The organism is Amycolatopsis sp. NPDC001319, assembly GCF_042896185.1.
In the GTDB taxonomy this organism is placed as follows: Bacteria; Actinomycetota; Actinomycetes; order Mycobacteriales; family Pseudonocardiaceae; genus Amycolatopsis.
Genome location: NZ_JBIAWY010000002.1, coordinates 563,539 through 583,513 on the forward strand (window position 1 = coordinate 563,539; position 19,975 = coordinate 583,513).

Annotated in this window: 21 protein-coding genes; 15 read left to right on the plus strand and 6 right to left on the minus strand. The window is 72.7% G+C overall.

Translation table 11 applies throughout. The annotated features are described in order from the left end of the window. Nucleotides 1–112 precede the first annotated feature (112 nt). From ACFY1H_RS08350 to ACFY1H_RS08365, 4 genes are all read left to right on the plus strand, one after another. Nucleotides 113–967, plus strand: coding sequence for a DUF4333 domain-containing protein (locus tag ACFY1H_RS08350; protein ID WP_366576146.1), 855 nt, complete (start codon nucleotides 113–115; stop codon nucleotides 965–967). Nucleotides 968–1,036: 69 nt separating this feature from the next. Then, entirely contained in the window at nucleotides 1,037–2,239 is a 1,203-nt protein-coding gene (locus tag ACFY1H_RS08355; RefSeq protein WP_366576144.1) for a GNAT family N-acetyltransferase, read from the plus strand. A gap of 46 nt (nucleotides 2,240–2,285) precedes the next feature. Continuing rightward, nucleotides 2,286–2,693 carry a DUF4333 domain-containing protein gene (locus ACFY1H_RS08360; RefSeq protein ID WP_366576142.1) on the plus strand — a complete coding sequence of 136 codons (408 nt, stop codon included), beginning with the start codon at nucleotides 2,286–2,288 and terminating at the stop codon, nucleotides 2,691–2,693. Nucleotides 2,694–2,734: 41 nt separating this feature from the next. After that, complete coding sequence (locus tag ACFY1H_RS08365) at nucleotides 2,735–3,952, plus strand: GNAT family N-acetyltransferase (protein WP_386945476.1); 1,218 nt, start codon at nucleotides 2,735–2,737, stop codon at nucleotides 3,950–3,952. A gap of 7 nt (nucleotides 3,953–3,959) precedes the next feature. On the opposite strand, the gene ACFY1H_RS08370 is transcribed toward ACFY1H_RS08365, so the two are convergent. Beyond that, complete coding sequence (locus tag ACFY1H_RS08370; protein ID WP_366576138.1) at nucleotides 3,960–4,910, minus strand: 5'-3' exonuclease; 951 nt, start codon at nucleotides 4,908–4,910, stop codon at nucleotides 3,960–3,962. A 112-nt stretch (nucleotides 4,911–5,022) separates the two neighbouring features. On the opposite strand from ACFY1H_RS08370, the gene ACFY1H_RS08375 reads away from it, so the two are divergent. The 4 genes from ACFY1H_RS08375 to ACFY1H_RS08390 are packed head-to-tail and all read left to right on the plus strand — an operon-like array spanning nucleotide 5,023 to nucleotide 8,149. Continuing rightward, on the plus strand, nucleotides 5,023–5,910 hold the full coding sequence (locus ACFY1H_RS08375) for an NAD(P)H-binding protein (RefSeq protein WP_366576136.1): 888 nt from the start codon (nucleotides 5,023–5,025) through the stop codon (nucleotides 5,908–5,910). Continuing rightward, the gene (locus tag ACFY1H_RS08380) at nucleotides 5,910–6,521 is read left to right on the plus strand and encodes a CPBP family intramembrane glutamic endopeptidase (RefSeq protein ID WP_366576135.1); all 612 of its coding nucleotides are present in this window, start codon (nucleotides 5,910–5,912) and stop codon (nucleotides 6,519–6,521) included. Before ACFY1H_RS08375 ends, ACFY1H_RS08380 begins: the two co-directional genes overlap by 1 nt. Before the next feature lie 36 nt (nucleotides 6,522–6,557). Then, nucleotides 6,558–7,700, plus strand: coding sequence for a Xaa-Pro peptidase family protein (locus ACFY1H_RS08385; RefSeq protein WP_366576133.1), 1,143 nt, complete (start codon nucleotides 6,558–6,560; stop codon nucleotides 7,698–7,700). Further along, nucleotides 7,697–8,149 (plus strand): Lrp/AsnC family transcriptional regulator, encoded by a 453-nt coding sequence (locus ACFY1H_RS08390; RefSeq protein ID WP_009078207.1) that lies wholly within the window; start codon nucleotides 7,697–7,699, stop codon nucleotides 8,147–8,149. The genes ACFY1H_RS08385 and ACFY1H_RS08390 overlap by 4 nt, the downstream gene beginning before the upstream one ends. Before the next feature lie 47 nt (nucleotides 8,150–8,196). On the opposite strand, the gene ACFY1H_RS08395 is transcribed toward ACFY1H_RS08390, so the two are convergent. Further along, nucleotides 8,197–8,871: a winged helix-turn-helix transcriptional regulator gene (locus ACFY1H_RS08395; protein WP_386945480.1), complete on the minus strand. Its 675-nt coding sequence runs from the start codon at nucleotides 8,869–8,871 to the stop codon at nucleotides 8,197–8,199. A 56-nt stretch (nucleotides 8,872–8,927) separates the two neighbouring features. Between ACFY1H_RS08395 and ACFY1H_RS08400 the strand changes: the two genes are divergently transcribed. From ACFY1H_RS08400 to ACFY1H_RS08410, 3 genes are read left to right on the plus strand one after another with little or no spacing between them, the layout of a single operon-like run. Next, on the plus strand, nucleotides 8,928–9,725 hold the full coding sequence (locus tag ACFY1H_RS08400) for a class I SAM-dependent methyltransferase (protein WP_366576130.1): 798 nt from the start codon (nucleotides 8,928–8,930) through the stop codon (nucleotides 9,723–9,725). Nucleotides 9,726–9,762: 37 nt separating this feature from the next. Beyond that, nucleotides 9,763–9,990: a hypothetical protein gene (locus ACFY1H_RS08405; protein ID WP_360601484.1), complete on the plus strand. Its 228-nt coding sequence runs from the start codon at nucleotides 9,763–9,765 to the stop codon at nucleotides 9,988–9,990. Further along, entirely contained in the window at nucleotides 9,977–10,276 is a 300-nt protein-coding gene (locus tag ACFY1H_RS08410) for a hypothetical protein (protein ID WP_360601482.1), read from the plus strand. Before ACFY1H_RS08405 ends, ACFY1H_RS08410 begins: the two co-directional genes overlap by 14 nt. A gap of 12 nt (nucleotides 10,277–10,288) precedes the next feature. Here the strand turns inward: ACFY1H_RS08410 and ACFY1H_RS08415 are convergent, their stop codons facing one another. Continuing rightward, nucleotides 10,289–11,368 carry a GDSL-type esterase/lipase family protein gene (locus ACFY1H_RS08415; RefSeq protein ID WP_366576127.1) on the minus strand — a complete coding sequence of 360 codons (1,080 nt, stop codon included), beginning with the start codon at nucleotides 11,366–11,368 and terminating at the stop codon, nucleotides 10,289–10,291. A gap of 92 nt (nucleotides 11,369–11,460) precedes the next feature. Between ACFY1H_RS08415 and ACFY1H_RS08420 the strand changes: the two genes are divergently transcribed. After that, nucleotides 11,461–12,450 carry a nucleoside-diphosphate kinase gene (locus ACFY1H_RS08420; protein WP_366576125.1) on the plus strand — a complete coding sequence of 330 codons (990 nt, stop codon included), beginning with the start codon at nucleotides 11,461–11,463 and terminating at the stop codon, nucleotides 12,448–12,450. 176 nt (nucleotides 12,451–12,626) lie between these two features. Here ACFY1H_RS08420 and ACFY1H_RS08425 read toward each other — a convergent pair whose 3' ends face one another. The 3 genes from ACFY1H_RS08425 to ACFY1H_RS08435 form a co-directional block, all read right to left on the minus strand. After that, nucleotides 12,627–13,844, minus strand: a complete 1,218-nt coding sequence (locus tag ACFY1H_RS08425) for an RNA polymerase sigma factor (RefSeq protein WP_386945482.1) — start codon at nucleotides 13,842–13,844, stop codon at nucleotides 12,627–12,629. 2 nt (nucleotides 13,845–13,846) lie between these two features. Continuing rightward, nucleotides 13,847–14,194, minus strand: a complete 348-nt coding sequence (locus ACFY1H_RS08430) for a YciI family protein (RefSeq protein ID WP_366576124.1) — start codon at nucleotides 14,192–14,194, stop codon at nucleotides 13,847–13,849. A gap of 135 nt (nucleotides 14,195–14,329) precedes the next feature. Continuing rightward, nucleotides 14,330–16,411 carry a hypothetical protein gene (locus ACFY1H_RS08435; protein ID WP_386945484.1) on the minus strand — a complete coding sequence of 694 codons (2,082 nt, stop codon included), beginning with the start codon at nucleotides 16,409–16,411 and terminating at the stop codon, nucleotides 14,330–14,332. A 235-nt stretch (nucleotides 16,412–16,646) separates the two neighbouring features. On the opposite strand from ACFY1H_RS08435, the gene ACFY1H_RS08440 reads away from it, so the two are divergent. The 3 genes from ACFY1H_RS08440 to ACFY1H_RS08450 all read left to right on the plus strand — a co-directional run bounded on the left by ACFY1H_RS08440 (nucleotide 16,647) and on the right by ACFY1H_RS08450 (nucleotide 19,937). Beyond that, nucleotides 16,647–17,876, plus strand: a complete 1,230-nt coding sequence (locus ACFY1H_RS08440; protein ID WP_386945486.1) for a peptidase S8 — start codon at nucleotides 16,647–16,649, stop codon at nucleotides 17,874–17,876. A 107-nt stretch (nucleotides 17,877–17,983) separates the two neighbouring features. Further along, a complete protein-coding gene (locus tag ACFY1H_RS08445; RefSeq protein ID WP_366576118.1) occupies nucleotides 17,984–18,604 on the plus strand; it encodes a hypothetical protein in 621 nt (206 codons plus the stop codon). Nucleotides 18,605–18,785: 181 nt separating this feature from the next. Then, entirely contained in the window at nucleotides 18,786–19,937 is a 1,152-nt protein-coding gene (locus ACFY1H_RS08450; RefSeq protein WP_386945488.1) for a serine hydrolase domain-containing protein, read from the plus strand. Nucleotides 19,938–19,975: the final 38 nt, after the last annotated feature.

Consider the following 19,975-nt stretch of genomic DNA (forward strand, 5'->3'; position numbering starts at 1 on the left):
GCGTGGACGCGTGTGCTCGGCCCGGACCTGTGGTTGGATCGCGCTCGACACCGTGGGCAGCGACCCCTCACCAGGAGGGCGCTGCCCCAGGCAATCAAGGCGGAGGCGAACGATGAGCACGCCGTATGGCGGCAACGACCCGCAGCAGCAGCCCCAGTACGGGCAGCAGCCGCAATACGGGCAACAGCCGGGCGGCGCCTACCCGCCGAGCGGGCCGCAGGAGCAGCAACAGCAGCCCTACAACCCGCAGCAGTACGGCCAGCAGCCCCAGCAGCCCTACGACTCGCAGCCGACGCAGTGGGTCCAGCCCCAGCAGCAGCCCCAATACGGCCAGCAGCCCGGCGGCTACCCCCAGCAGCCGCCGCAGCAGCCCCAAGCGCCGCAGCAGCCTCAGTGGGGCCAGCAGCCGCCGCCTCAGCAGTACGGCCAGCCGTACGACCCGAACCGGCAGCAGCCGCCCCAGCAGTACGGGCAGCCCGGCGGCGGGTACCCGCAGAGCGGCCCGCAGCAGCAGCCGCTGTACGGCCAGCCGCAGACCGGCCCGCAGGCCCAGCAGCCCTACGGCCAGCCCGCCGGCAACCAGTACGACTACGGCCAGGCCACCGCCGTCACCCAGACCGTCGGCGACCCCGGTGACGAGCCGAAGTCCAAGCGCGGCCTGTTCATCGGCATCGGCGCGCTCATCGTCGTGGTGGCCGTGGTCGCGATCCTCGGGTTCGTCGCCCCCGGCTTCTTCAAGACCGAGGTCTTCAACAACACCCAGATGCAGACCGACGTCGCGAAGCTGCTGACCGACACCTACAAGATCGAAGGCGTCAGCGGCGTCACCTGCCCGGCCGAGCAGAAGGTCGAGGACGGCGCCAAGTTCGAGTGCACCGCGACCATCAACGGCAAGCCGCAGCAGGTCCCGATCACCGTCAAGGGCAGCGACGGCAACTACGAGGTCTCGCCGCCCGCCGCCCAGTGACCGGGTGTGCACCGTGACGCCGGGTAAATCAGTGGCCCGCACCCGGCGGGCCGCAGGATGATCCCCGGCATGAGCGACCACACCGTACGGCTCCTGTCCTCCGCCGACGAGCAGCGCGCCGCCTGGAACCTGTTCCGGGGCGCGCTGCACGTCAAGGCCGGCAGCGACGAGGAGTGGGAACGGATCAGCAAGGCGCTGCAGGAGTCACGCGTGTTCGCCGCGTTCGACCCCGAGCTGATCGGCACCGTGCGCGCCGCCGACCACGAGGTGCTCCTCCCCGGCGGCGCGCGCGTGCCGCTCGCGGCCGTCACCGGTGTCGGCGTCCGCGCCGGCCGCACCCGCCGCGGTGTGCTCAGCGCGCTGCAGACCGCGCAGCTGCAGGACTTCGCCGAGCGCGGTGTCGTGCTGGCGTCCCTGCACGCCACCGAAGGCGCGATCTACGGCCGCTACGGCTACGGCGTCTCGACCCTCAGCCGCAATCTCGTGGTCGACCGCCACCACGCGCGGCTGCGCCCGGAAGCACCGGCCGGCGGCGAGATCACCGTCTTCGGCCTCGACCAGGCCGTGCTGCACTGGCCCGACCTCTACGGCGCCACCGGCACCGTCCGCCCCGGCATGATCACGCGGCCCGCGCACTACTGGCCCATGAACGAGAACCAGGCCCGCCGCTCCGACAGCCCCGTCGAAACCGCCGTGCACCGCGGCCCGGACGGCGTCGACGGCTACCTCGTCTACCACGTCGAACGCGGCGACGCCGACCGGCAGAAACTCACCGTGTTCGAGTTCCACTACACCAACCCCGCCGCCTTCGCCGGGCTGTGGCGGTTCCTGCTGTCGGTGGACCTCGTCGACGACATCTCCGTGATCGCCCGCCCGCTCGACGAACCCGTCGAGCTGCTCTTCACCGACCCGCGCGCCGTGAAGGTCAAGGGCGTCGAGGACGAGACCTGGCTGCGCGTGATCGACGCGTCCGCCGCACTCGCCGCCCGCACCTACGGCCCCGGCGAACCGGTCGTGCTCGAAGTGACCGACCCGCTGCTGCCCGCCAACGACGGCCGCTACCGCATCAGCCCCGACGGCGCCGAGCGCACCGACGCCGCCCCCGCCCTGCGTCTCGACGTCACCTCGCTCGCGATGCTCTACTTCGGAGCGTGGCGTGCCTCGGCCCTGGCCGACACCGGCCGCGTCGAAGTCCTCGACGACGCCGCGGTGTCGCACGTGGACACCTTGTTCGGCACGCGCCGGGCGTCGTGGTGCGGTACTTTCTTCTGACCTTGACCAAGGGCCCTGAACCGGGCATCGGGGGACAGGAGCGGGAATGCGCGCCGTGCTGATGCTGGTGCTGGGGCTGTGCGGTCTCGGAATGCTGCTCGCCACCGGCTGCTCGACCAAGCCCGACCCGGCCGCGCCCGTCAAGACCGTCACGGTCACACCGTCCGCCACGGCACCCTCCGGCACCTCGCCGGGGAGCTCGGGTGCGACGCCGGCGTCGGCCACCGGGCCCGGCCGCGTGTTCGACGCGAAAGCCATGGACGCCGCCGTCGCCAAGATCCTCGCCGACACCTACAAGATCGACGGTGTCGGCGAGGTCAGCTGCCCCGACCGCCAGGCCGTGACCGACGGCTCCACCTTCCAGTGCGTCGTCGACATCGCGGGCGAGCAGAAACACGTGCCCATCACCGTCACCGGCACCGCGGGCGACTACACCGTCGACGCCCCGAAATAAAACGCGTGGCACCCGCGGCGCGGGCTTGGTTGGATCGCGCCATGACCGACTTCGTGGTACGCCCGATCACCGACGACGAGCGCCGGCCCACCTTCGACCTGCTCGGGCAAGCACTGCACAGCCCCGTGGTCTCGGACGAGACGTGGGCGCAGATCGGCGATTCCTGGGCCGGGCCCGGCAAGTTCGCTGCGTTCGCCGACGACCGTCCGATCGGGATCACCAGCGGGTTCGCCACCACGATCGCCGTCCCCGGCGGCGCGGTCCTGCCCGCCACGGCGGTCGACGGCGTCGGCGTGCGCGCCGACTGGACCCGCCGCGGCGTCGTCACCGCACTCATGACCGCGCAGCTGAACGACCTCGCCGAACGCGGCACCACGCTGGCCTGCCTGCACGCCAGCGAAGCCGTGATCTACGGCCGCTTCGGCTACGGCATCGCCACCTCCGGAGCCACCGTCCGAATCGACCACCCCGCGCGGCTGCGCGAAGGCGCCGAAGCCGGCGGCGCCGTCCGGCTGCTCGACGCCGACGAGGCCCGCGCGCAGCTTCCCGCGCTGTACCAACGGATCGGGCTGCACCGGCCGGGCATGATCGCCCGCCCCGACGTCTGGTGGCCCGTCGTCCTCAACCGCCGTCTGAGCCGCGAAGGCGGGTACCGCGTGGCCGTCCACACCGGACCGAACGGTGCGGACGACGCGTTCGCGATGTTCAAGAGCGTGGACCAGTCCACTGCCGCCGACCCCGAACACGGTGTGCTGCTGGAGGTCCGCGACCTGCACGGCGCGACCCCGGAGGCGATCAACGCGCTGTGGCGGTTCCTGCTCTCCATCGACCTCGTCGCCACCGTCACCTCCCGCTTCCGTCCGGTCGACGAGCCGCTGTCCGTGCTGCTCACCGACCCGCGCCGCGCCCGCACCACCGAGATCGAAGACGACCTGTGGCTGCGGCTGGTCGACGTCGCCGGCGCGCTCACCGCCCGCACCTACGGCCCGAGTGAACCCGTCGTGTTCGAAGTGGACGATCGGCTGCTGCCGGCGAACCGCGGCCGCTACCGCGTCGGTCCGGACGGCGCCGAGCGCACCGAAGCCGACGCGGACCTGCGCCTCGACGCCGACAGCCTGGCGATGCTCTACCTCGGCGAGTGGCGGGCCTCGACGCTCGCGCAGGCCGGCCGGATCACCGCGGTCGACCCGGCGGCACTCGACCGCGCCGACATGCTCTTCGCCACCGACACGCGGCCGTGGTGCGGCACGTACTTCTGAGCCGCGCTCACGCCTTCGGCAGCGCCGCCAGCAGCCGTTCGACCGAGCGGCCCAGGTTCCACTGCTCGGCGAGCTCCGCGACCCGGTCCGGGTCGGCGGGGCTCACCGGCACGGCGTCCGAACCGGACTGCACCACCGGCGCGTCCACGGCCACCCGCACCACGGTGGGGGCCACGGCGAGGTAGTCGGCCGCGTCCTTGAGGCGCAGCCGCGTCTTCAGCGGCAGCCGCGAGTCACCCGACTGCGAGGCCGCGATCAGCTCCTCCAGCGACCCGAACTGCGTGATGAGCTTCGCCGCAGTCTTCTCACCGATCCCGGCGACGCCCGGCAGCCCGTCGGACGGGTCACCCCGCAGCGCGGACATGTCGGCGTAGGCGGGGCCCGCGTGGTCGGCCGGCACGCCGTACCGCTCGGCGATCTCGGCCTGCCCCAGCACCTCGGCCTTCGCCCAGCCCTTGCCCACGTACACCACCGACGTCGGCGTCGGCGTCGCACGCACGAGCTGGAAAAGGTCACGGTCACCGGTGATGACCTCGACCGGCGCGTCCTGCTCGTGGGTGGCCAGCGCGCCGATCACGTCGTCGGCCTCGTAGCCTGCCGCCTCCGCTGTGGCGAACCCGAATGCCGCCAGTACGTCGAGGATCATCGGCACCTGCGGCGTGAGCGTGTCGGGCACCTCCTCCACGTCGGCCTCACCCTCGCCGTGCCCCGGCACGGCGACCCGGTGCGCCTTGTAGCTGGGCAGCAGGTCGGTGCGGAACTTCGGCCGCCAGTCCGCGTCCAGGCACGCCACCAGCCGTGACGGGCGCCGGTCGGTGAGGATGCGCGCGAGCGTGTCGGTGAACCCGCGCACGGCGTTGACCGGCGTCCCGTCGGGCGCGGTCATCGAGTCGGGCAGCGCGTAGTACGAGCGGAAGTACAGGCTCGCGGAGTCGAGGAGGGCGAGTGGTCCGGTCACGCGCCCAGCCTGCCACGTCCACCCGCACACCACCCCGCCTGACGCGCCGCCCGGTTTCCACCGGCCCGTCCCGGGTACCCCCGCGGGAAACAGGGAGAAGGGGGAGTGCCGCGTGCGGGTACTGGTCACCGGGGCGTCCGGGTTCGTCGGGAGCCGTCTCGCCGAGGCGCTGGCCGAAGGGGGCCACGACGTGCGGGCGATGACCCGCAACCCGGCGAACTACCACGGGGCGGGCACCGCCGTGCACGGCGACGTCGAGGACAGCCGCTCCCTGGCAACGGCCCTCGCGGAGGTCGACGCCGCCTACTACCTGGTGCACGCCCTCGACGCCCGCGATTTCGAACGCCGCGACGCCGCCGCGGCCCGCGCCTTCGCCCTCGCCGCGCGCGCCGCCGGGACCGGCCGCATCGTCTACCTCGGCGGCCTCGGCGACGACTCCGACGACCTGTCCGCCCACCTGCGCAGCCGCCGTCAGGTCGAGTACCTGCTCGCCGGCACCGGCGTGCCCGTGACCGTGCTGCGCGCCGGCATCGTGGTCGGCCACGGCGGCATCTCGTGGGAGATCACCCGCCAGCTCGTGGAGCACCTGCCCGCGATGATCACCCCGCGCTGGGCCGCCACCCGCGCCCAGCCGATCGCGATCGCCGACGTCGTGCGCTACCTCGTCGGCGTGCTCGACGCGCCGGCCGCGGAAGGCCGCACCTTCGAGATCGGCGGCAGCGAACAGCTGGCCTACCTGGACATGCTCCGCCGGCTGGCCCGCATCGAGGGGCGCCGCCCGCTGATCGTGCCCGTGCCGCTGCTCTCACCGCGCCTGTCGTCGTACTGGCTCGCGCTGGTGACCGACGTCGACGTGGCCACCGGCCGCACGCTCATCGACTCCATGGCCAACGAGGTGGTCGTGCGCGACCCGGCGATCCGCGAAGTCGTACCGTTCGAACCCATGGACTTCGACTCCGCGGCGCTGGCGGCGCTGGCCGAACGCGTGCGGGCGGCGTGATGCGGCGCTCGCTGCTCGGGCTGGTCACCGCGGCCGGCACCGGCCTGCTCGGCTGGTCGCTCTCGACGCCACCCGGTTCGGCCCGCTTCCACGGCCGCACGGGCGCCGTCGCCGCCACCTGGATCGCGGGTGGCCTGGCGGCGGGACCGCCCCCGCGGGGCACCTCGTGCCATCCGGTCGCGGGGCCGGTGGCGGTCGCCGTGGGCGCGTTCGGCGTGTTCTACGGCGGCGCGCTCGTCGCCCGGCGCATCCCGCCGTTGTCGCGGGCGATCGCCGGTGTGCTCGCCTACGCCCACCGCGGTTCCGGGCCCGCCGTCTACGCGACGACGCTGATCACCGGCGCCGCCGAGGAGGTCTTCTTCCGCGGCTCCCTGCAGAGCTCCGTGACCCGTGCGCCGGTGGCGACCTCGACGGCGGTCTACGCACTGTCCACCGTGGCCACCCGCAACCCGGCGCTGGTGCTGGCGTCGATCGTGATGGGGACCCTGTTCGGGCTGCAACGGCGCGCCACCGGTGGCATCCAGGCGCCGCTGCTGACCCATGTGGTCTGGTCCGCGTTGATGCTCACGGCGTTGCCGCCGCTGTTCGAAACTCCGGCCCCGCCCGGGTGACGGGTGCCCGCGCGGGCCGGTACTAGGCTCAGCCGCATGTCGCGCCGATCCCTCCACACGCCCGCCCCGGACGCCGCCGCGCTTCGCGCCCGCCTCGACCGCGCAGCGAAAGCGGCCGCCGCCGCGGACACCGACGCCCTGCTCATCGCCCCCGGCTCCGACCTGCGCTACCTGCTCGGCCAGGCGGGCGGCTCGTTCGAGCGCCTCACCACTCTCGTGGTGCCCGCCGACGGCGTGCCCGCGCTCGTCGTGCCCAAGCTGGAGGCCCCCGGTTACGCCGACGTGCCCACCGCCGAGCTCGGTGTCGAGGTCCTCACCTGGGTCGACGGCGACGACGCCTACCGGCTCGTGGCCGACCGGCTCGGCAAGGCCCGCCGTGTCGCCGTCAGCGACTTCACCCCGGCGCTGCACGTGCTCGCCCTGCGCGCCGCGCTCGGCGACGCCGAGCAGACCCTGGCCGGTCCCGTCGTGCGCGAGCTGCGGATGCGCAAGGATGCCGCCGAGATCGCCGCGCTGCGCGCCGCGGGTGCCGCGATCGACCGCGTGCACGCCCGCGTGGGCGAGTGGCTGCGCGCCGGCCGCACCGAGGCCGAGGTGGGCGCCGACATCGCCGCCGCGATCGTCGAGGAAGGCCACACGATGGCCGACTTCGTGATCGTCGGCTCCGGCCCCAACGGCGCCAGCCCCCACCACGACGTCTCCGACCGCGTGATCGAACGCGGCGACGTGGTCGTGGTCGACATCGGCGGCCCGCTGCCCGAGGGCTACAACTCCGACTCCACCCGCACCTACGCGGTCGGCGAACCCCGCGACGCCGACGTGGCCGCCACCTACGCGGTGCTGCAGCAGGCCCAGCAGGCCGCGGTCGACGCCGTGCGCCCCGGCGCCACCGCCGAGTCCATCGACGCCGCCGCGCGCGAGGTGATCGACGCCGCGGGCTTCGGCGAGTTCTTCATCCACCGCACCGGCCACGGCATCGGCCTCGACGTGCACGAGGAGCCCTACATCATCGCCGGCAACACCCTGGCGCTGGAGCCGGGCATGGCGTTCAGCGTCGAGCCGGGCATCTACCAGCCGGGCCGCTGGGGCGCCCGCATCGAGGACATCGTCGTGGTCACCGAGACCGGCGTCGAGGCCGTGAACACGCGGCCGCACGACCTCGTCGTGCTCGACGCATGAGCGGCCCCCTCGAGCCACTCGACCAGGCCATCGTGCAGGAGCTCGCCGCCGACGGCCGGCGCAGCTTCACCGACCTCGCCGAACGCGTGGGGCTGTCCGTGTCGGCCGTGCACCAGCGCGTGCGGCGGCTCGAACAGCGCGGCGTGATCCTCGGCTACACCGCCCGCCTCGACGGCGAGCAGATCGGCCTCCCGCTCACCGCGCTGATCTCGCTCACCCCCAACGACCCGGCCGCCCCCGACGACTACCCGCAGCGCATCCAGCACATCACGGAGATCGAGTCCTGCTACTCGGTCGCCGGCGACGAGTCGTACATCCTGCTCGTGCGGGTCGCCTCCCCGCTCGGGCTGGAGGACCTGCTGCGCCGCATCCGGGAGGCGGCCAAGGTCTCGACCCGCACGACGGTGGTGCTGTCGACGCCGTTCGAGGGGCGTTCACCGACGTTGTGATCCCCGAGTGGTGGTGCCCCGCCGCTGTGACGGCGGGGCAGCACCACTCACCGGGCGGTCTGGTCTCGGCCCAGGGGGAACACCGCGATCGTGTCGAGCATCGTGCGGACCGCGGCCGGCTCGCCGGCCAGCGAAACGCCGTCGAACCCGCCTTCACGGGCCGCGGGCGGACCGGTCAGGAACTTCGCCAGGGCCTCCCGGGTGGCCGTTACGGTGACGTCCGGGCCGGCGGTTTCGCCTCGGTTCAACGTCCAGCGCACGCCGTCGAAGGCGAGCACGAAACTCTCGTCCACGCGCACCAGCCAGCGCGCGGGCTCGATCACGGCACCGACGTCGTCGAGCATGATCCGCACGGCCCACAGCAGGTGCTCCGGATGCGTCGGCTCACCAGGTGCCGGCGGTCGCGCCGCGTTGCGCAGGCCCCACAGCGCCAGCTGCTCCAGCGTCGGCACGAGGTCCTGCCCGGCCGCGGTCAGGCGGTACCAGACCTCGCGCCGGCCCGGTTCGCGATCGGCGGTGACAATGCCGTCGCGGTCCAGCTCCTTCAGCCGCCGGGTCAGCGTGGTGGGGGTGATGCCACCGAGCGCGGCCACGAGATCGGTGAAGCGGCGCGGGCCGTGCACCAGATCGCGCACGATCAGCAGCGTCCAGCGATCACCGAGCCGGTCCAGGCTCTGGGCGAGCAGGCAGTAGTGGCCGTAGGTCCGGCTTTCCGTCTCCACGTAAGCTATCTTACAGATACTATCTTTGAGATACTGTTGCTGGGGAAGGCGGGCTCATGACCGACATCGACACCCACTACGCGACCGGCCTGTCCCGAGCCGCCATCGAGCAGGCGCTCGTGGCCGCAGGCAAGGACCTCGACCACCTCGCGCCCGCGGACCTCGCCACGCTCGAGGACTTCCACACCATGGGCCGTCTCGCCACGGGTGCGCTGGCCGACTTGGCGGCCGTGACCGCGGCCGATGCGGTACTCGACGCCGGCAGTGGCATCGGCGGCACGTCCCGCTTCCTCGCCGACCGCCACGGCTGCCGCGTCAGCACCGTCGATCTGACCGCCGAGTACTGCGCCACCGCGCGGTGGCTCGACGACCTCGTCGGCCTGCCCGCGATCGACGTCCGCCACGGCGACGTCACCGACCTGCCCTTTCCCGACGCCGCGTTCACGGTGGTGTTCAGCCAGCACGTCCAGATGAACGTCGCCGACAAACCCGCGCTCTACCGTGAAGCCCACCGCGTTCTCGCCCCAGGCGGGCGCCTGGCGATCTGGGACGTCACCGCGGGCACCGCCGAGCCGCTCGACTACCCGCTGCCCTGGGCCGACGAACCCGCCCACAGCCACCTCGCCGGCCCCGACGCGCTGCGTGAGATGGTGGCATCGGCCGGCTTCACCGTGGCGCACTGGACCGACCTCACCGAGACCGCCGCCGGGGTCATGCGGGCCGTGCTGGCGCAGCCGCCGAACCCGCTCGGCCTGCACATCTTCGTGCCAGGCTTCGCGGCGAAGGCCGCCAACCTCACCCGGGGCCTGGCCGACGGCAGGCTGCGGGTGGTGCAGGCCGTCGCGATCGCGTGAACCACCTGCGGGCCCGACCACTGGTACGATAAAAGGTATGGCAACACGTAAGGTCACCCTTTCTCTCGACAGTGGTGCGCTCGAGTTCGCCGAACGAGCTGCGAAAGCGCACGGGATCTCGGTCTCGTCCTGGTTGTCCAAGGCGGCCCGGCGGGAGGCGGTGCGCACGGGCTACACCCCGCAGCAGGCGCCGACCGCGCCGGCGGCCGAGGCGGACGAGGTGGAACGGACGGCGGCGGAAAAGGACATGCGTGCGCAGGGGTGAAGTCTGGACGTACCACCCCCCGACCGAACCGGCGCGGGAACGCACCGTGGTGCTCCTGTCGTCGGACGGGGTGAACGAGTCCGAGCGGCCCTGGCTGCTCGGCACCGAACTGCTCGACCGCGACCCGCAGGACATCCTGGGCGTCGCGATCGACGCGCGGTACTGGGTGTCCACGCTCAACCTGACGCGGCTGTACCGGCCGTGGTTCGACGAGCGGATCGCCGAGATCGACCAGGAAGTGCAGGAACAGATCGACGTCGCACTGCGGGCCGCGCTCGACCTCTAGAGCGGGGCCGGGTCAGCGGTTGGCGACCTCGGGCACGGCGTGGAGCTTGCCGTCGGGCCCGGACAGGCACGCGGCGTTGCCGTCGCGCCCGGCAAGGAACTCCGACAGGCAGTCGGCGATCGCGGCGTGCCCCGCGGCGTTGGGGTGGAACGACTCCTGCAGTGCGTGCTGTGCCCGGTCCGCCTGGCCCAGATCGCTCAGGTGCAGCGTGAGACGCGTGAACCACTCCGAAGCCGGGTTCGCCCCGCCGCTGCACGCCTCGTGGTGCTCACCCGCGCGCGCCAGGTCCAGGAACCGCGCGCCGGACTGCACGGCGGCCTGTTTCAGACCCGCCGAGAGCGTGGTGATGCCCGTGGTCGAGATCCACTGCAGGTCGTCGGTGCGGAACGGGCAGCCGTTGAGGTTCTGCAACCCCGGCGGGACGTCGGTGGCCACGGGCGTGGCGTAGGACTGCAGCACGAGCTGGTAGTCGGCCGGCACGTAACCCGCCTGCGCCAGCACCTTCTTCACATCACCGACGGCGTTGACCACCTTCGGCACCATCGCGTCCACTTTGGACTTCCACGTCTGCCGCAGCGCCACGTTGCACGACGGCGCGCCCACTGTGAACCACGCCTTGAAGCAGTCGGACACCTGCGTGGAGAACTTCGGGTCGTCGTTGGCGCCGATCGCGATCACCACGGCGGCCACCCGGTGGTTCTTCACCACCGCGGCCAGCTGCTGCGCCTGCGACGGCTCACCCCATTGCTTCACGCCACCCAGCGACACCTGCTCCGCCGGCGCCCCCGAACACGCCAGGTTCACCCGCGCCGTGACGTCCGGAATGCGGACCTTCTGCACGAACGCGTTGGCCGACCGGTGGCACCAGTCGCCGTTGCGGCCGTCGGTGTCGGGGGTGTACGCGCCGGCGCCTTCACCGGACACGGTGCTGTCGCCGATCGCGACCACCGTCAGCGGGCCCGTGCCGGGCGGCCCTTTGCGCGGCAGCGGCTGGCCGGGTTTGAGCCCGGGGCCGGAGAACGCGAAGAAGCCCGCGAGCACAGCCACGCAGGCGAGCACCAGGGCTCCCCACCACCACCGGAATCGTCGCATCGCCGCCCGAGTCTAGCGAGCGCACCCGGCTCTGGGGTTTTCCCCGGTCCCGCACTGGGACATTGGTCACCACCCGGAAGGGAGCGGATGCCATGAACGGGCACGAGAAGGACGGACAGCGGCCGCACGAGGCCTTGACCCGCGACGCGGACAAGCGCGCCCGCTACGCGGCCGACACCTACTTCCAGGAGTCGCTCGAGCACCTGCGCGCCCTCACCGGCGACGTCGGACGCTTCGCGAGCGGCCACGGCCTGCTGCTGCTCAAACCCGACGCGATCGCCGCCCGCCGCATCATGTCCACAATGGACTGGCTCGCCGACAACGGCTTCCGCGTCGTCGGCGCCCGCCGCGTGCGGCTCACCCCGGTGACGCTGCGGGCGCTGTGGTACTTCCAGTGGAACACGGCCACCCCGCAGCTGCGCCGCATCGCCGACCACTGCGCCGGCTGCACCGACTCGCTGCTGCTGGTCGTCGCTCCCGCCGGGGACCAGGGCCCGCTCGCGGACCTGCCGGTGCCGGTCCGCCTCACCGAGCTCGTCGGCCCGAGCGACCCCGCCGCCCGCGAACCGGGGCGCCTGCGCACCGAACTCGGTCGCTACGCGCTGCTCAACCTCGTCCACCCCGCAGGAGACCCCGCCGACGTGGTGCGCGACCTCGGCATCTACTGCACCGCCGACGCCCGCGCCGAGCTCGTCGAACAGGTCCTCGCCGGCGCCGACCGCCAGGCCCTCGTGCGCGACCTCGCCCGCGACGTCTACGCCGACAGCCCCGCCCACGACCTCTCCGTCCCGGCCGCGAAAACCCGCCTCCGCCGCGAAGCCGAACGCCTCCTCGCCGGTCACACCCTCACCCCCGCCGCCCGCGCGGCCCTGGCCCCGGCGCTGACGACCGGCGGCGACGAGGCCATCCGCACCATCGTCGAGGCCACCTGGGCCCACCAGCTCGCCCTGCCGGCCTGGGACATCACGGTCGCCGCGGCCGACCTCTACCCGATGACGGTGCCGGGCGCCCGCCCGCTCGTGGCCCCGATGACGGCCGCGGTCTGGCGCCGAGCCGCCCTGCATGCGGTCCGCCACGCCTAGCGAACCGGAAGCGCTCGGTCGCACCGGCGCGGTCGGTACCGCTCATGCGGTGCGCGCTCCGGCCGCTGAGCAGCGTCGACTTCGGTGCTGCGCTGTGGACTCGATCTGAAGCCGTCCGCCGGTATCGGCGCGACCGGAGCGCTCGTCGACCCGCCGCGGTCGGCGTTGGCGTGCGCCTAGTTCTCGGCGACGCCGGCTCGTTTGCGTTCCAGCAGGGCCCGTTCGGCGGCGTTCTCCGTGAGCTCCACTGCCCGGTCGTACGCGGCCACCGCCTCGCCGCGACGGCCCGCGCGTGCCAGCAGGTCGGCCCGGACGGCGTGCCGCAGGTGGTAGCCGTCCAGATCCAGGGCGTCCACCAGAGCCAGTGCCGGCTCGGGCCCGTCGACCTCCGCGACGGCCACCGCACGATGCAGCGCCACCACGGGCGTCGGCGTCAGGAGCAGCAGGTGGTCGTACAGCTGCACGATCTGCCCCCAGTCGGTCTCGCCGGCGGTGGCCGCGTCGCTGTGGACGGCGTTGATCGCGGCCTGCAGCTGGTACGGTCCGGGCCGGTCGCGGCGCAGGCAGCGGCGCACGAGGTCCTGCCCCTCGGAAACCAGCGCACGATCCCACCGGCCCCGGTCCTGCTCGGGCAGCAGCACCACCGCGCCGCCGGGACCCGTGCGGGCAGGACGGCGTGCCTCGACCAGCAGCATCAGCGCCAGCAACCCCAGCACCTCGGGCTCGTCGGGCATCAGCGAAGCCAGCACTCGTCCCAGCCGGATCGCCTCCGCCGCGAGGTCGGGGCGGTCCAGCGACGCACCGGACGTCGCCGTGTGGCCCTCGGTGAAAACCAGGTACACCACGGCCAGCACGGCGCCGAGACGGGCGGGCAGGTCGGCGTCGGCGGGAACGCGGTAGGGGATGCCGGCGTCGCGGATCTTGGCCTTGGCGCGGGAGATGCGCTGCGCCATCGTGGGTTCCGGCACGAGGAACGCGTGGGCGATCTCGGCCGTCGTCAGGCCGCCCAGCAGCCGCAGGGTGAGCGCGACGCGGGCGTGCTGGGCGAGCGCCGGGTGGCAGCAGGTGAAAACGAGGCGGAGCCGTTCGTCACGCACCGGGCCCTCCTCGACCGGTTCCGGGCCGGCGTGCAGAAGGGCGGCTTGCGCGTGCCGGTCGGCGCGCGAGGCCTCGCGGCGCAGGCGATCCAGCGCCCGGCGGCGAGCCGTGGTCACGAGCCAGCCCGCGGGACTCGGCGGCAGCCCGTCGGCCGGCCAGCGGCTCGCGGCCACCGCGAAGGCCTCCTGCACCGCTTCCTCGGCGACGTCGACGTCGCCGAACACCTTCACCAGCACCGCCACGGTCCGCCCGTACTCGGCGCGGAACACCCGGTCCAGCGCGTCCACAGTGGACACGCTCAGGCCTCGCCCTGGAACGGCCGGACCTCCACCGGCAGCGTGGTGATCTCCGCGAGCCGCCCGGCCCAGCCGAGCGCGGCGTCGAGGTCCGGCGCGCGCACGATCGTGAACCCGCCCAGGTGCTCCTTGCCCTCGGTGAACGGGCCGTCGGTCATCAGCAGGTCACCGTCCTTGGCGCGGACGACCGTCGCCGAACCCGGCGCGTGCAGGCCACCGGAGAAGACCCACGCGCCGGCGGCCTTCATCTCGGCGTTGAGCGCGTCCAGCCGGTCCACGATCCGGTCGAGCTGTGCGGCCGACGGCGTGGGTCCGTCGGGCTGGTAGACGCTGAGCAGGTACTGCTTCATGGCTCGATCCTTCCCTCTCGTCACCCGTTACACGAACGGCCGAAGGGCGTTTCGACACCGCCGGCATCTGCCGACGACAAAGGGCTCTTCGCCGGAGCGACGCCGGCGAAGAGCCCTCGTACCCGTCGCGCGCCGCTACGGGTAGCTGACCACGTTCACCGGCACCGTGCCGGACGGAGTCGCCGCGCCGGTGTCGTTGACGACGTGCGTGATGCTGCCCCGGGTGTTCAGCGACACCGTGAGCAGGCTGTGCAACCGCACGCCGGGCGCGGTCGGCACCTCGAACGCGTGGTAGCTCGACACGGCGGGGTTGGTGTCGAAGAAGCAGTAGCTGCCCAGGCCCCACGCCTCGTGCGAGGTCACGTTCGCCCCGACCTTGTAGGCCGCGTACCCGGCGACGCCCGAGGGCGCGTTCCACGACGCCTGGTCCGGCACGTCGTAGGGCATCTCGTTCTGGAAGAAGATCGTCCGCCCGCGCTGGCCGTTCCAGATCACCTGGTACTTCTGGTAGTGCTCCACGAACAGGCCGGTCGCGAGCACGTCGTCGCCGTTGACGAGCACACCGGTATCAGCGGTGTTCGTGGTCCAGCCGACCGTTCCGGGGTTGCCGTGGTCGGCGCGCCAGGCCCACGTGTGGTCGACGATCGTGTCGTCGCTGTTCACGACCAGGCTCGTGGTGGCCTTGCCGGCGAGCTCACCGCCGACGCGGAAGAACACGTCCTGCAGCGTCGTCGGGTCCGCCGAGTGGTCGACGTGCGACCCGGCCGTGCCGACGGTCAGCAGCGACTGCGAGTTCGTGGTGCCCGCGTCGAAGAGCAGGCCCTTCACCCGCACGCCGTCGACGTCGGCGACGTGCATGGCGTCGACCCCGTTGTCGGGCACCAGCGTCGGGTAACCGATGCCGAGCACGACGGTGTCGGCGCGCGTGACGTTCAGCGTCTGGTCGAGGTGGTACCCGCCGGGGGTGAAGAACAGGTTGCAGCCGGCGGCCAGGGAGCTGTTGATCGATGCCGCGGTGTCACCGGGCTTGACCACGCGGAACTGGCTCATCGGCAGCGACGTCCCCGGCGTGGAGCCGCCGGCCCAGCTCGGGCCCGACGCGTTGGTGCGCAGGGCGGGCAGGAACACGCGGTAGTTGTCACCGTCGAGGTAGAGATAGGGCACGTCGCGCGAGACGGGCGTGGTGGCCAGCGTCGTCTCAGGCGGGTTCGGGAACGTGTTCGCCGGCGCGCCGGTGGTGCCGGAGAAGACCATGTTCCACACGCCGCCGTCCCAGCTGCCGAACGCGGAGTCGCGGGTGTACCACTGCTGCTGCGAGATCGACGCGGTCTGCCCGGACACGCGCGTGTCGGCCACGTAGCCGCCGCTGGCGAAGCCGAAGCCGGCCGGGTAGAGCTGCAGCCCGCCGCGGATGTCCATCCGCCGGAACGGTGCGGCCTGCGCCACGGCCCACCGGTCGTTGCCGCTGGAGGGGTTCACGGCCATGTTCTCGGCCGAGCGCCAGAAGTTCTGCAGCGCCACGCCCTGGTCGGAGGCGTTGAACGCGTCGACGGTGATGTCGCCGTTGATCGTCACGTCGTCGGGGTTGCGCCCGAGCCCGGCAACGGAGGTGTAGAAGCCGACGTCGTCGTGCACGGCGTAGGTGCCGGGCTTGAACAGGTGTGCCACGCGGCGGTCGGCGAACTGCGCGGTCTGCGTGTCCTTCTGGGCGTTGAAATCGGCGTCGAGCTGCGCCTGGATCGACGCGGCGGACATGCCCGGGTCGAAGATCCGCACGTTCGGCCCGAAGTCGGGGACGTCGGGCTGCGCCGGGCAGCCGGCCTGCGTGCCGCCGCCCTGGGTGAACGTGAAGTGCGGGGTGTCGAACTGGGGTCCGTTCTTTTCGTAGGTGAACCAGTAGTCGAGCACGCTGCCGCTGCCGAGCCCGCCGACGGTGGTGCGCCAGGTGCCGCCGCCCTCGGTCATGCGCACGTTCTGCTGCCCGGCGCCGGGCACACCGGTGTAGTGCACGTCGACGTAGCGCGCCGGGCTCGCCGGGGTGAAGGTGAGCTGCACCTGCTGCGCGCCGGCCGACGCCGCGGCCTGGGTGTAGTCACCGGCGGCCGAGGCCGGGGGAGCGGCGACCAGCCCGGCCCCCGCCAGGAGCGCGGCGGTGGCCAGTGCCCGGCGCCATCGCGAGGTGCGGGATGGGGAGCTGCGGTCCAAGGTCCGGTTCACGCCGCGACACCTCCGTCGGTGATTCACAGACACGGATTTGTTGCAAGTCACGACAAAGTAACCGCCGGTCGGTGACCCGGACGTCACGCCTTGGTAACAGTTGTCTGGACCAATACGGCCGGGGGCGGGCCAGGCGGAAACAACGGTGTGGAACTTTCCCTCATTCGGACGGGTGACCCGGAACGAGTTACATGCGACCATTCGCGCTGTCTCAGCGTGATCGAGGGAGGCCGTTGTGTCGCGACTCAGGAACTTGGCCCGGGTGCTCGTGGCGGTGGCGCTGGCCGTTCCGCTGGCGGCTTCCACCACGACCGCGGCGAACGCCGCTCCGCTGCTGGCCGGCGGCTTCGTCGACTTCGGGTGCGCGCAGGCCCGCCTGCACTGCCTGGGCAAGGCGATCAAGTCGCCGGACGGGCCGGGACCGTTGGTCGCGTCGACGCCGGTCGGCTACGGACCGGCCGAGATCCAGGCCGCCTACGGCCTCGGCGGCCGGCACGCGAACGGCCGCACCGTCGCCATCGTCGACGCCATGGACGCACCGACCGCCGAGAGCGACCTCGCGACCTACCGCGCCGCGCGGGGGCTGGCGCCGTGCACGTCGGCCGACGGCTGCTTCCGCAAGGTGAACCAGCACGGGGCGGCGAGCCCGCTGCCGGCGCCGGACTACGGCTGGGCGGAGGAGATCAGCCTCGATCTCGACGCCGTCTCCGCGACCTGCCCGGACTGCCGCATCCTGTTGGTGGAGGCCGATTCCCCGGACACCGACCCGCTGATGACGGCCGTCGACACGGCCGCCGCGACGCCCGGCGTCGTGGCGATCTCCAACAGCTACGGCGGCGTCGAGGACCCGACGATCACCGCCGCCGACACCCACCTCGACCACCCCGGCATCGCCATCACCGCGTCGTCCGGCGATGCCGGCTACGGCGTGAGCTGGCCCGCGTCCTCCCCGTATGTCACCGCGGTCGGCGGCACGACCCTGACCAAGGCCGCCGGCACTTCACGTGGCTGGGCGGAAACGGCGTGGTCGGGCAGCGGCAGCGGGTGCTCCGCGCTCGAGCCGAAACCGGAGTGGCAGCACGACACCGCGTGCGCGAAGCGGACCGTCGCCGACGTGGCCGCGGTGGCCGACCCGAAGACCGGGCTCGGCGTGTACGACACGTACAACAGCTGCGGCGGCGGGGCGTTGTGCGACCTGCTGCTCACGCTCGGGCTCGCGCAGGGCGCCGACGGCTGGGTGCAGGTCGGCGGCACGAGCCTGTCCTCGCCCGTCGTCGCGTCGGTGTACGCGCTGGCCGGCAGCGGCGTCACGGCCGGCGCGCGGCCGTACGCCCACCCCGGCGGCCTGTTCGACGTGACCTCCGGCAGCAACGGCTCGTGCGGTGGTTCGTACCTCTGCACCGCCGGCTCGGGCTACGACGGCCCGACCGGTCTCGGCACGCCGAACGGCACGGCCGCTTTCTGACCGGGGCGCCGTGAAATTCGTGGCGTTGTGACCCGCCGCGCCCAGGGGGAGGGTGGGGGGACCGGTGGCGTCACCGGGGCGCCGCCACGACCGGCGGGAGGTGGATCGTGTTCGCTCGCACCACGACGATCCAGCTGAAGCCGGCGTCGCTGGACGACGCGGTCGCGCACGTGCGTGACAACGTGATGCCCGCGGCGCTGGCGACCGAGGGCAACGTGGGACTGTCGATGCTCGTGGGCCGCAAGGACAGCCGCACGATCGTGACCACGGCGTGGCGCTCGGCCGAGTTCATGCACGAGAGCGCGCAGGCGATGAGCGTGCTCCGGCAGCAGGTCGCCGAGATGTTCGGCGGGCCGCCGCAGGTGGAGGAGTGGGAGATCGCGCTGCTGCACCGTGATCACCATTCCGGTGCCGGGGCCGCGGTGCGGGGCACGTGGATGAAGGTGGATCCCGGGAACGTGGACGCCGCCGTCGACGTGTTCAAGATGACCACGCTGCCCGCGCTCGCCGAGTTCGACGGGTTCTGCAGCGCGAGCCTGCTGGTCGACCGCACGAGCGGCCGGTGCGTGGCCTCGATCGGCTACGACAGCGCCGAGGCGCTCGGCCGTACCGCCGAGAAGGCCAACTCGCTGCGCGCGGCCACTTTGCGGGAAGCGGGCGCCGAACGGCTCGACGTCCGCGAGTTCGACCTCGCCATCGCGCACCTGAACGTGCCCGAGATGGCGTGAGCGGTGTCCGGGCCGCCGGTGCGCGGGGAAGCGCACCGCCGGCCCGGCCCGTGATTCACCGCCGGTGAAGTGAATGCGCGGAATGCGCACCGGCGGATGGGGGAACGATTCTCCGTCGTGCCCATTTCCGGGCGACGAAGAAACGTTAGGGCTGCGCATTTCCCGCGGTTACCGTGGTGCGATGGTGATGTCCAGGCGCGCGATTCTCGCCCAAGCCACCCTCGCCGCCGCGGGCGGTCTCGTGTGGACGGCCGGCCCGGCCACGGCCACCGGGCGCCCCCGCGTGGAGGACTCGCTGCGCGCGGCGATCCGGCGGTTGCACGAGAGCCCGCACGGGCCGCCGGCCGTCGTCGTCGCGATCGGCCGCGGGTCAGGTACTTCCCTCTACACGGCGGGAGTTCCCCGGCTCGGCGCCCGCCGCTCCCCACGCGCGGACGACCACATGCGGGTCGCGAGCGTGGCCAAGGCGTTCAGCGGCGCGACAGCGCTCTCCCTCGTGAGCAGCGGCCGGCTCTCGCTCGACACCGCCGTGGGCCGGACCGTGCGCGGGATGCCCCGCCAGTGGTCGGCGGTGACGTTGCGGCAGCTGCTCGGGCACACCAGCGGCATCCCCGATTTCAGCGGCACCACCGAATTCCGCGACGTGCTGGTCGCGAATCTGCAGAATCCGCCGCCGCCGCGGGAATTGCTGTCGTACGCCGTGGATCCCGATCTGCTGTTCCGCCCGGGCAGCCGCTACGCGTATTCGAACTCCGACAACATCCTCGTCGCGCTGATGTGCGAAGCCGTCACCGGCCGCCGCTACGAGGACGTGCTCCGGCAGCGTGTGCTGCAGCCGCTGGGCCTGCGCGACACGACCCTCCCTTCTGGTCCGGACCTGCCGGAACCCGCGCTGCACGGCTACGACACCACCGTCGCGGGCCCGCCCGAAGACGTGACGACCGCCGTCGCCGCCGGCTGGAGCTGGGCCTCCGGCGGCGTGGTCTCCACCCCCGCCGACCTGGTCCGCTTCATCCGCGGCTACGTCGGCACCACCCTGCCCGACCGCGACGCCCGGCTCGCCTTCCGCCCGGGCGGCTCCGAACCACCCGGCCCGGGCACCAACGCGGCCGGCCTGGCCCTCTTCCGCTACGACACCCGCTACGGCCGCGTCTACGGCCACACCGGCAACACCCTCGGCTACACCCAGTTCACCGCCGCCACCCCGGACGCCCGCGGCGGCGTCGCGGTCTCCACCACGGCCCAGATCACCCCGACGACCGGCCCACCACTGTTCGGACAGCTGCGCGAGGTGTTCGAACTGGCTGTCGGGGTGCTGCTCGCGGAGGGGTAGCGGCGGGTCGGGCGTCATCCGGATTGCCGGTGGCACGT

Bases quoted from the DNA above. Each gene is read 5' to 3' on its own strand.
- ACFY1H_RS08350 (WP_366576146.1), top strand. From the start codon at position 113: ATGAGCACGCCGTATGGCGGCAACGACCCGCAGCAGCAGCCCCAGTAC.
- ACFY1H_RS08355 (WP_366576144.1), top strand. From the start codon at position 1,037: ATGAGCGACCACACCGTACGGCTCCTGTCCTCCGCCGACGAGCAGCGC.
- ACFY1H_RS08360 (WP_366576142.1), top strand. From the start codon at position 2,286: ATGCGCGCCGTGCTGATGCTGGTGCTGGGGCTGTGCGGTCTCGGAATG.
- ACFY1H_RS08365 (WP_386945476.1), top strand. From the start codon at position 2,735: ATGACCGACTTCGTGGTACGCCCGATCACCGACGACGAGCGCCGGCCC.
- ACFY1H_RS08380 (WP_366576135.1), top strand. From the start codon at position 5,910: ATGCGGCGCTCGCTGCTCGGGCTGGTCACCGCGGCCGGCACCGGCCTG.
- ACFY1H_RS08385 (WP_366576133.1), top strand. From the start codon at position 6,558: ATGTCGCGCCGATCCCTCCACACGCCCGCCCCGGACGCCGCCGCGCTT.
- ACFY1H_RS08390 (WP_009078207.1), top strand. From the start codon at position 7,697: ATGAGCGGCCCCCTCGAGCCACTCGACCAGGCCATCGTGCAGGAGCTC.
- ACFY1H_RS08400 (WP_366576130.1), top strand. From the start codon at position 8,928: ATGACCGACATCGACACCCACTACGCGACCGGCCTGTCCCGAGCCGCC.
- ACFY1H_RS08405 (WP_360601484.1), top strand. From the start codon at position 9,763: ATGGCAACACGTAAGGTCACCCTTTCTCTCGACAGTGGTGCGCTCGAG.
- ACFY1H_RS08415 (WP_366576127.1), bottom strand. From the start codon at position 11,368: ATGCGACGATTCCGGTGGTGGTGGGGAGCCCTGGTGCTCGCCTGCGTG.
- ACFY1H_RS08420 (WP_366576125.1), top strand. From the start codon at position 11,461: ATGAACGGGCACGAGAAGGACGGACAGCGGCCGCACGAGGCCTTGACC.
- ACFY1H_RS08430 (WP_366576124.1), bottom strand. From the start codon at position 14,194: ATGAAGCAGTACCTGCTCAGCGTCTACCAGCCCGACGGACCCACGCCG.
- ACFY1H_RS08450 (WP_386945488.1), top strand. From the start codon at position 18,786: ATGGTGATGTCCAGGCGCGCGATTCTCGCCCAAGCCACCCTCGCCGCC.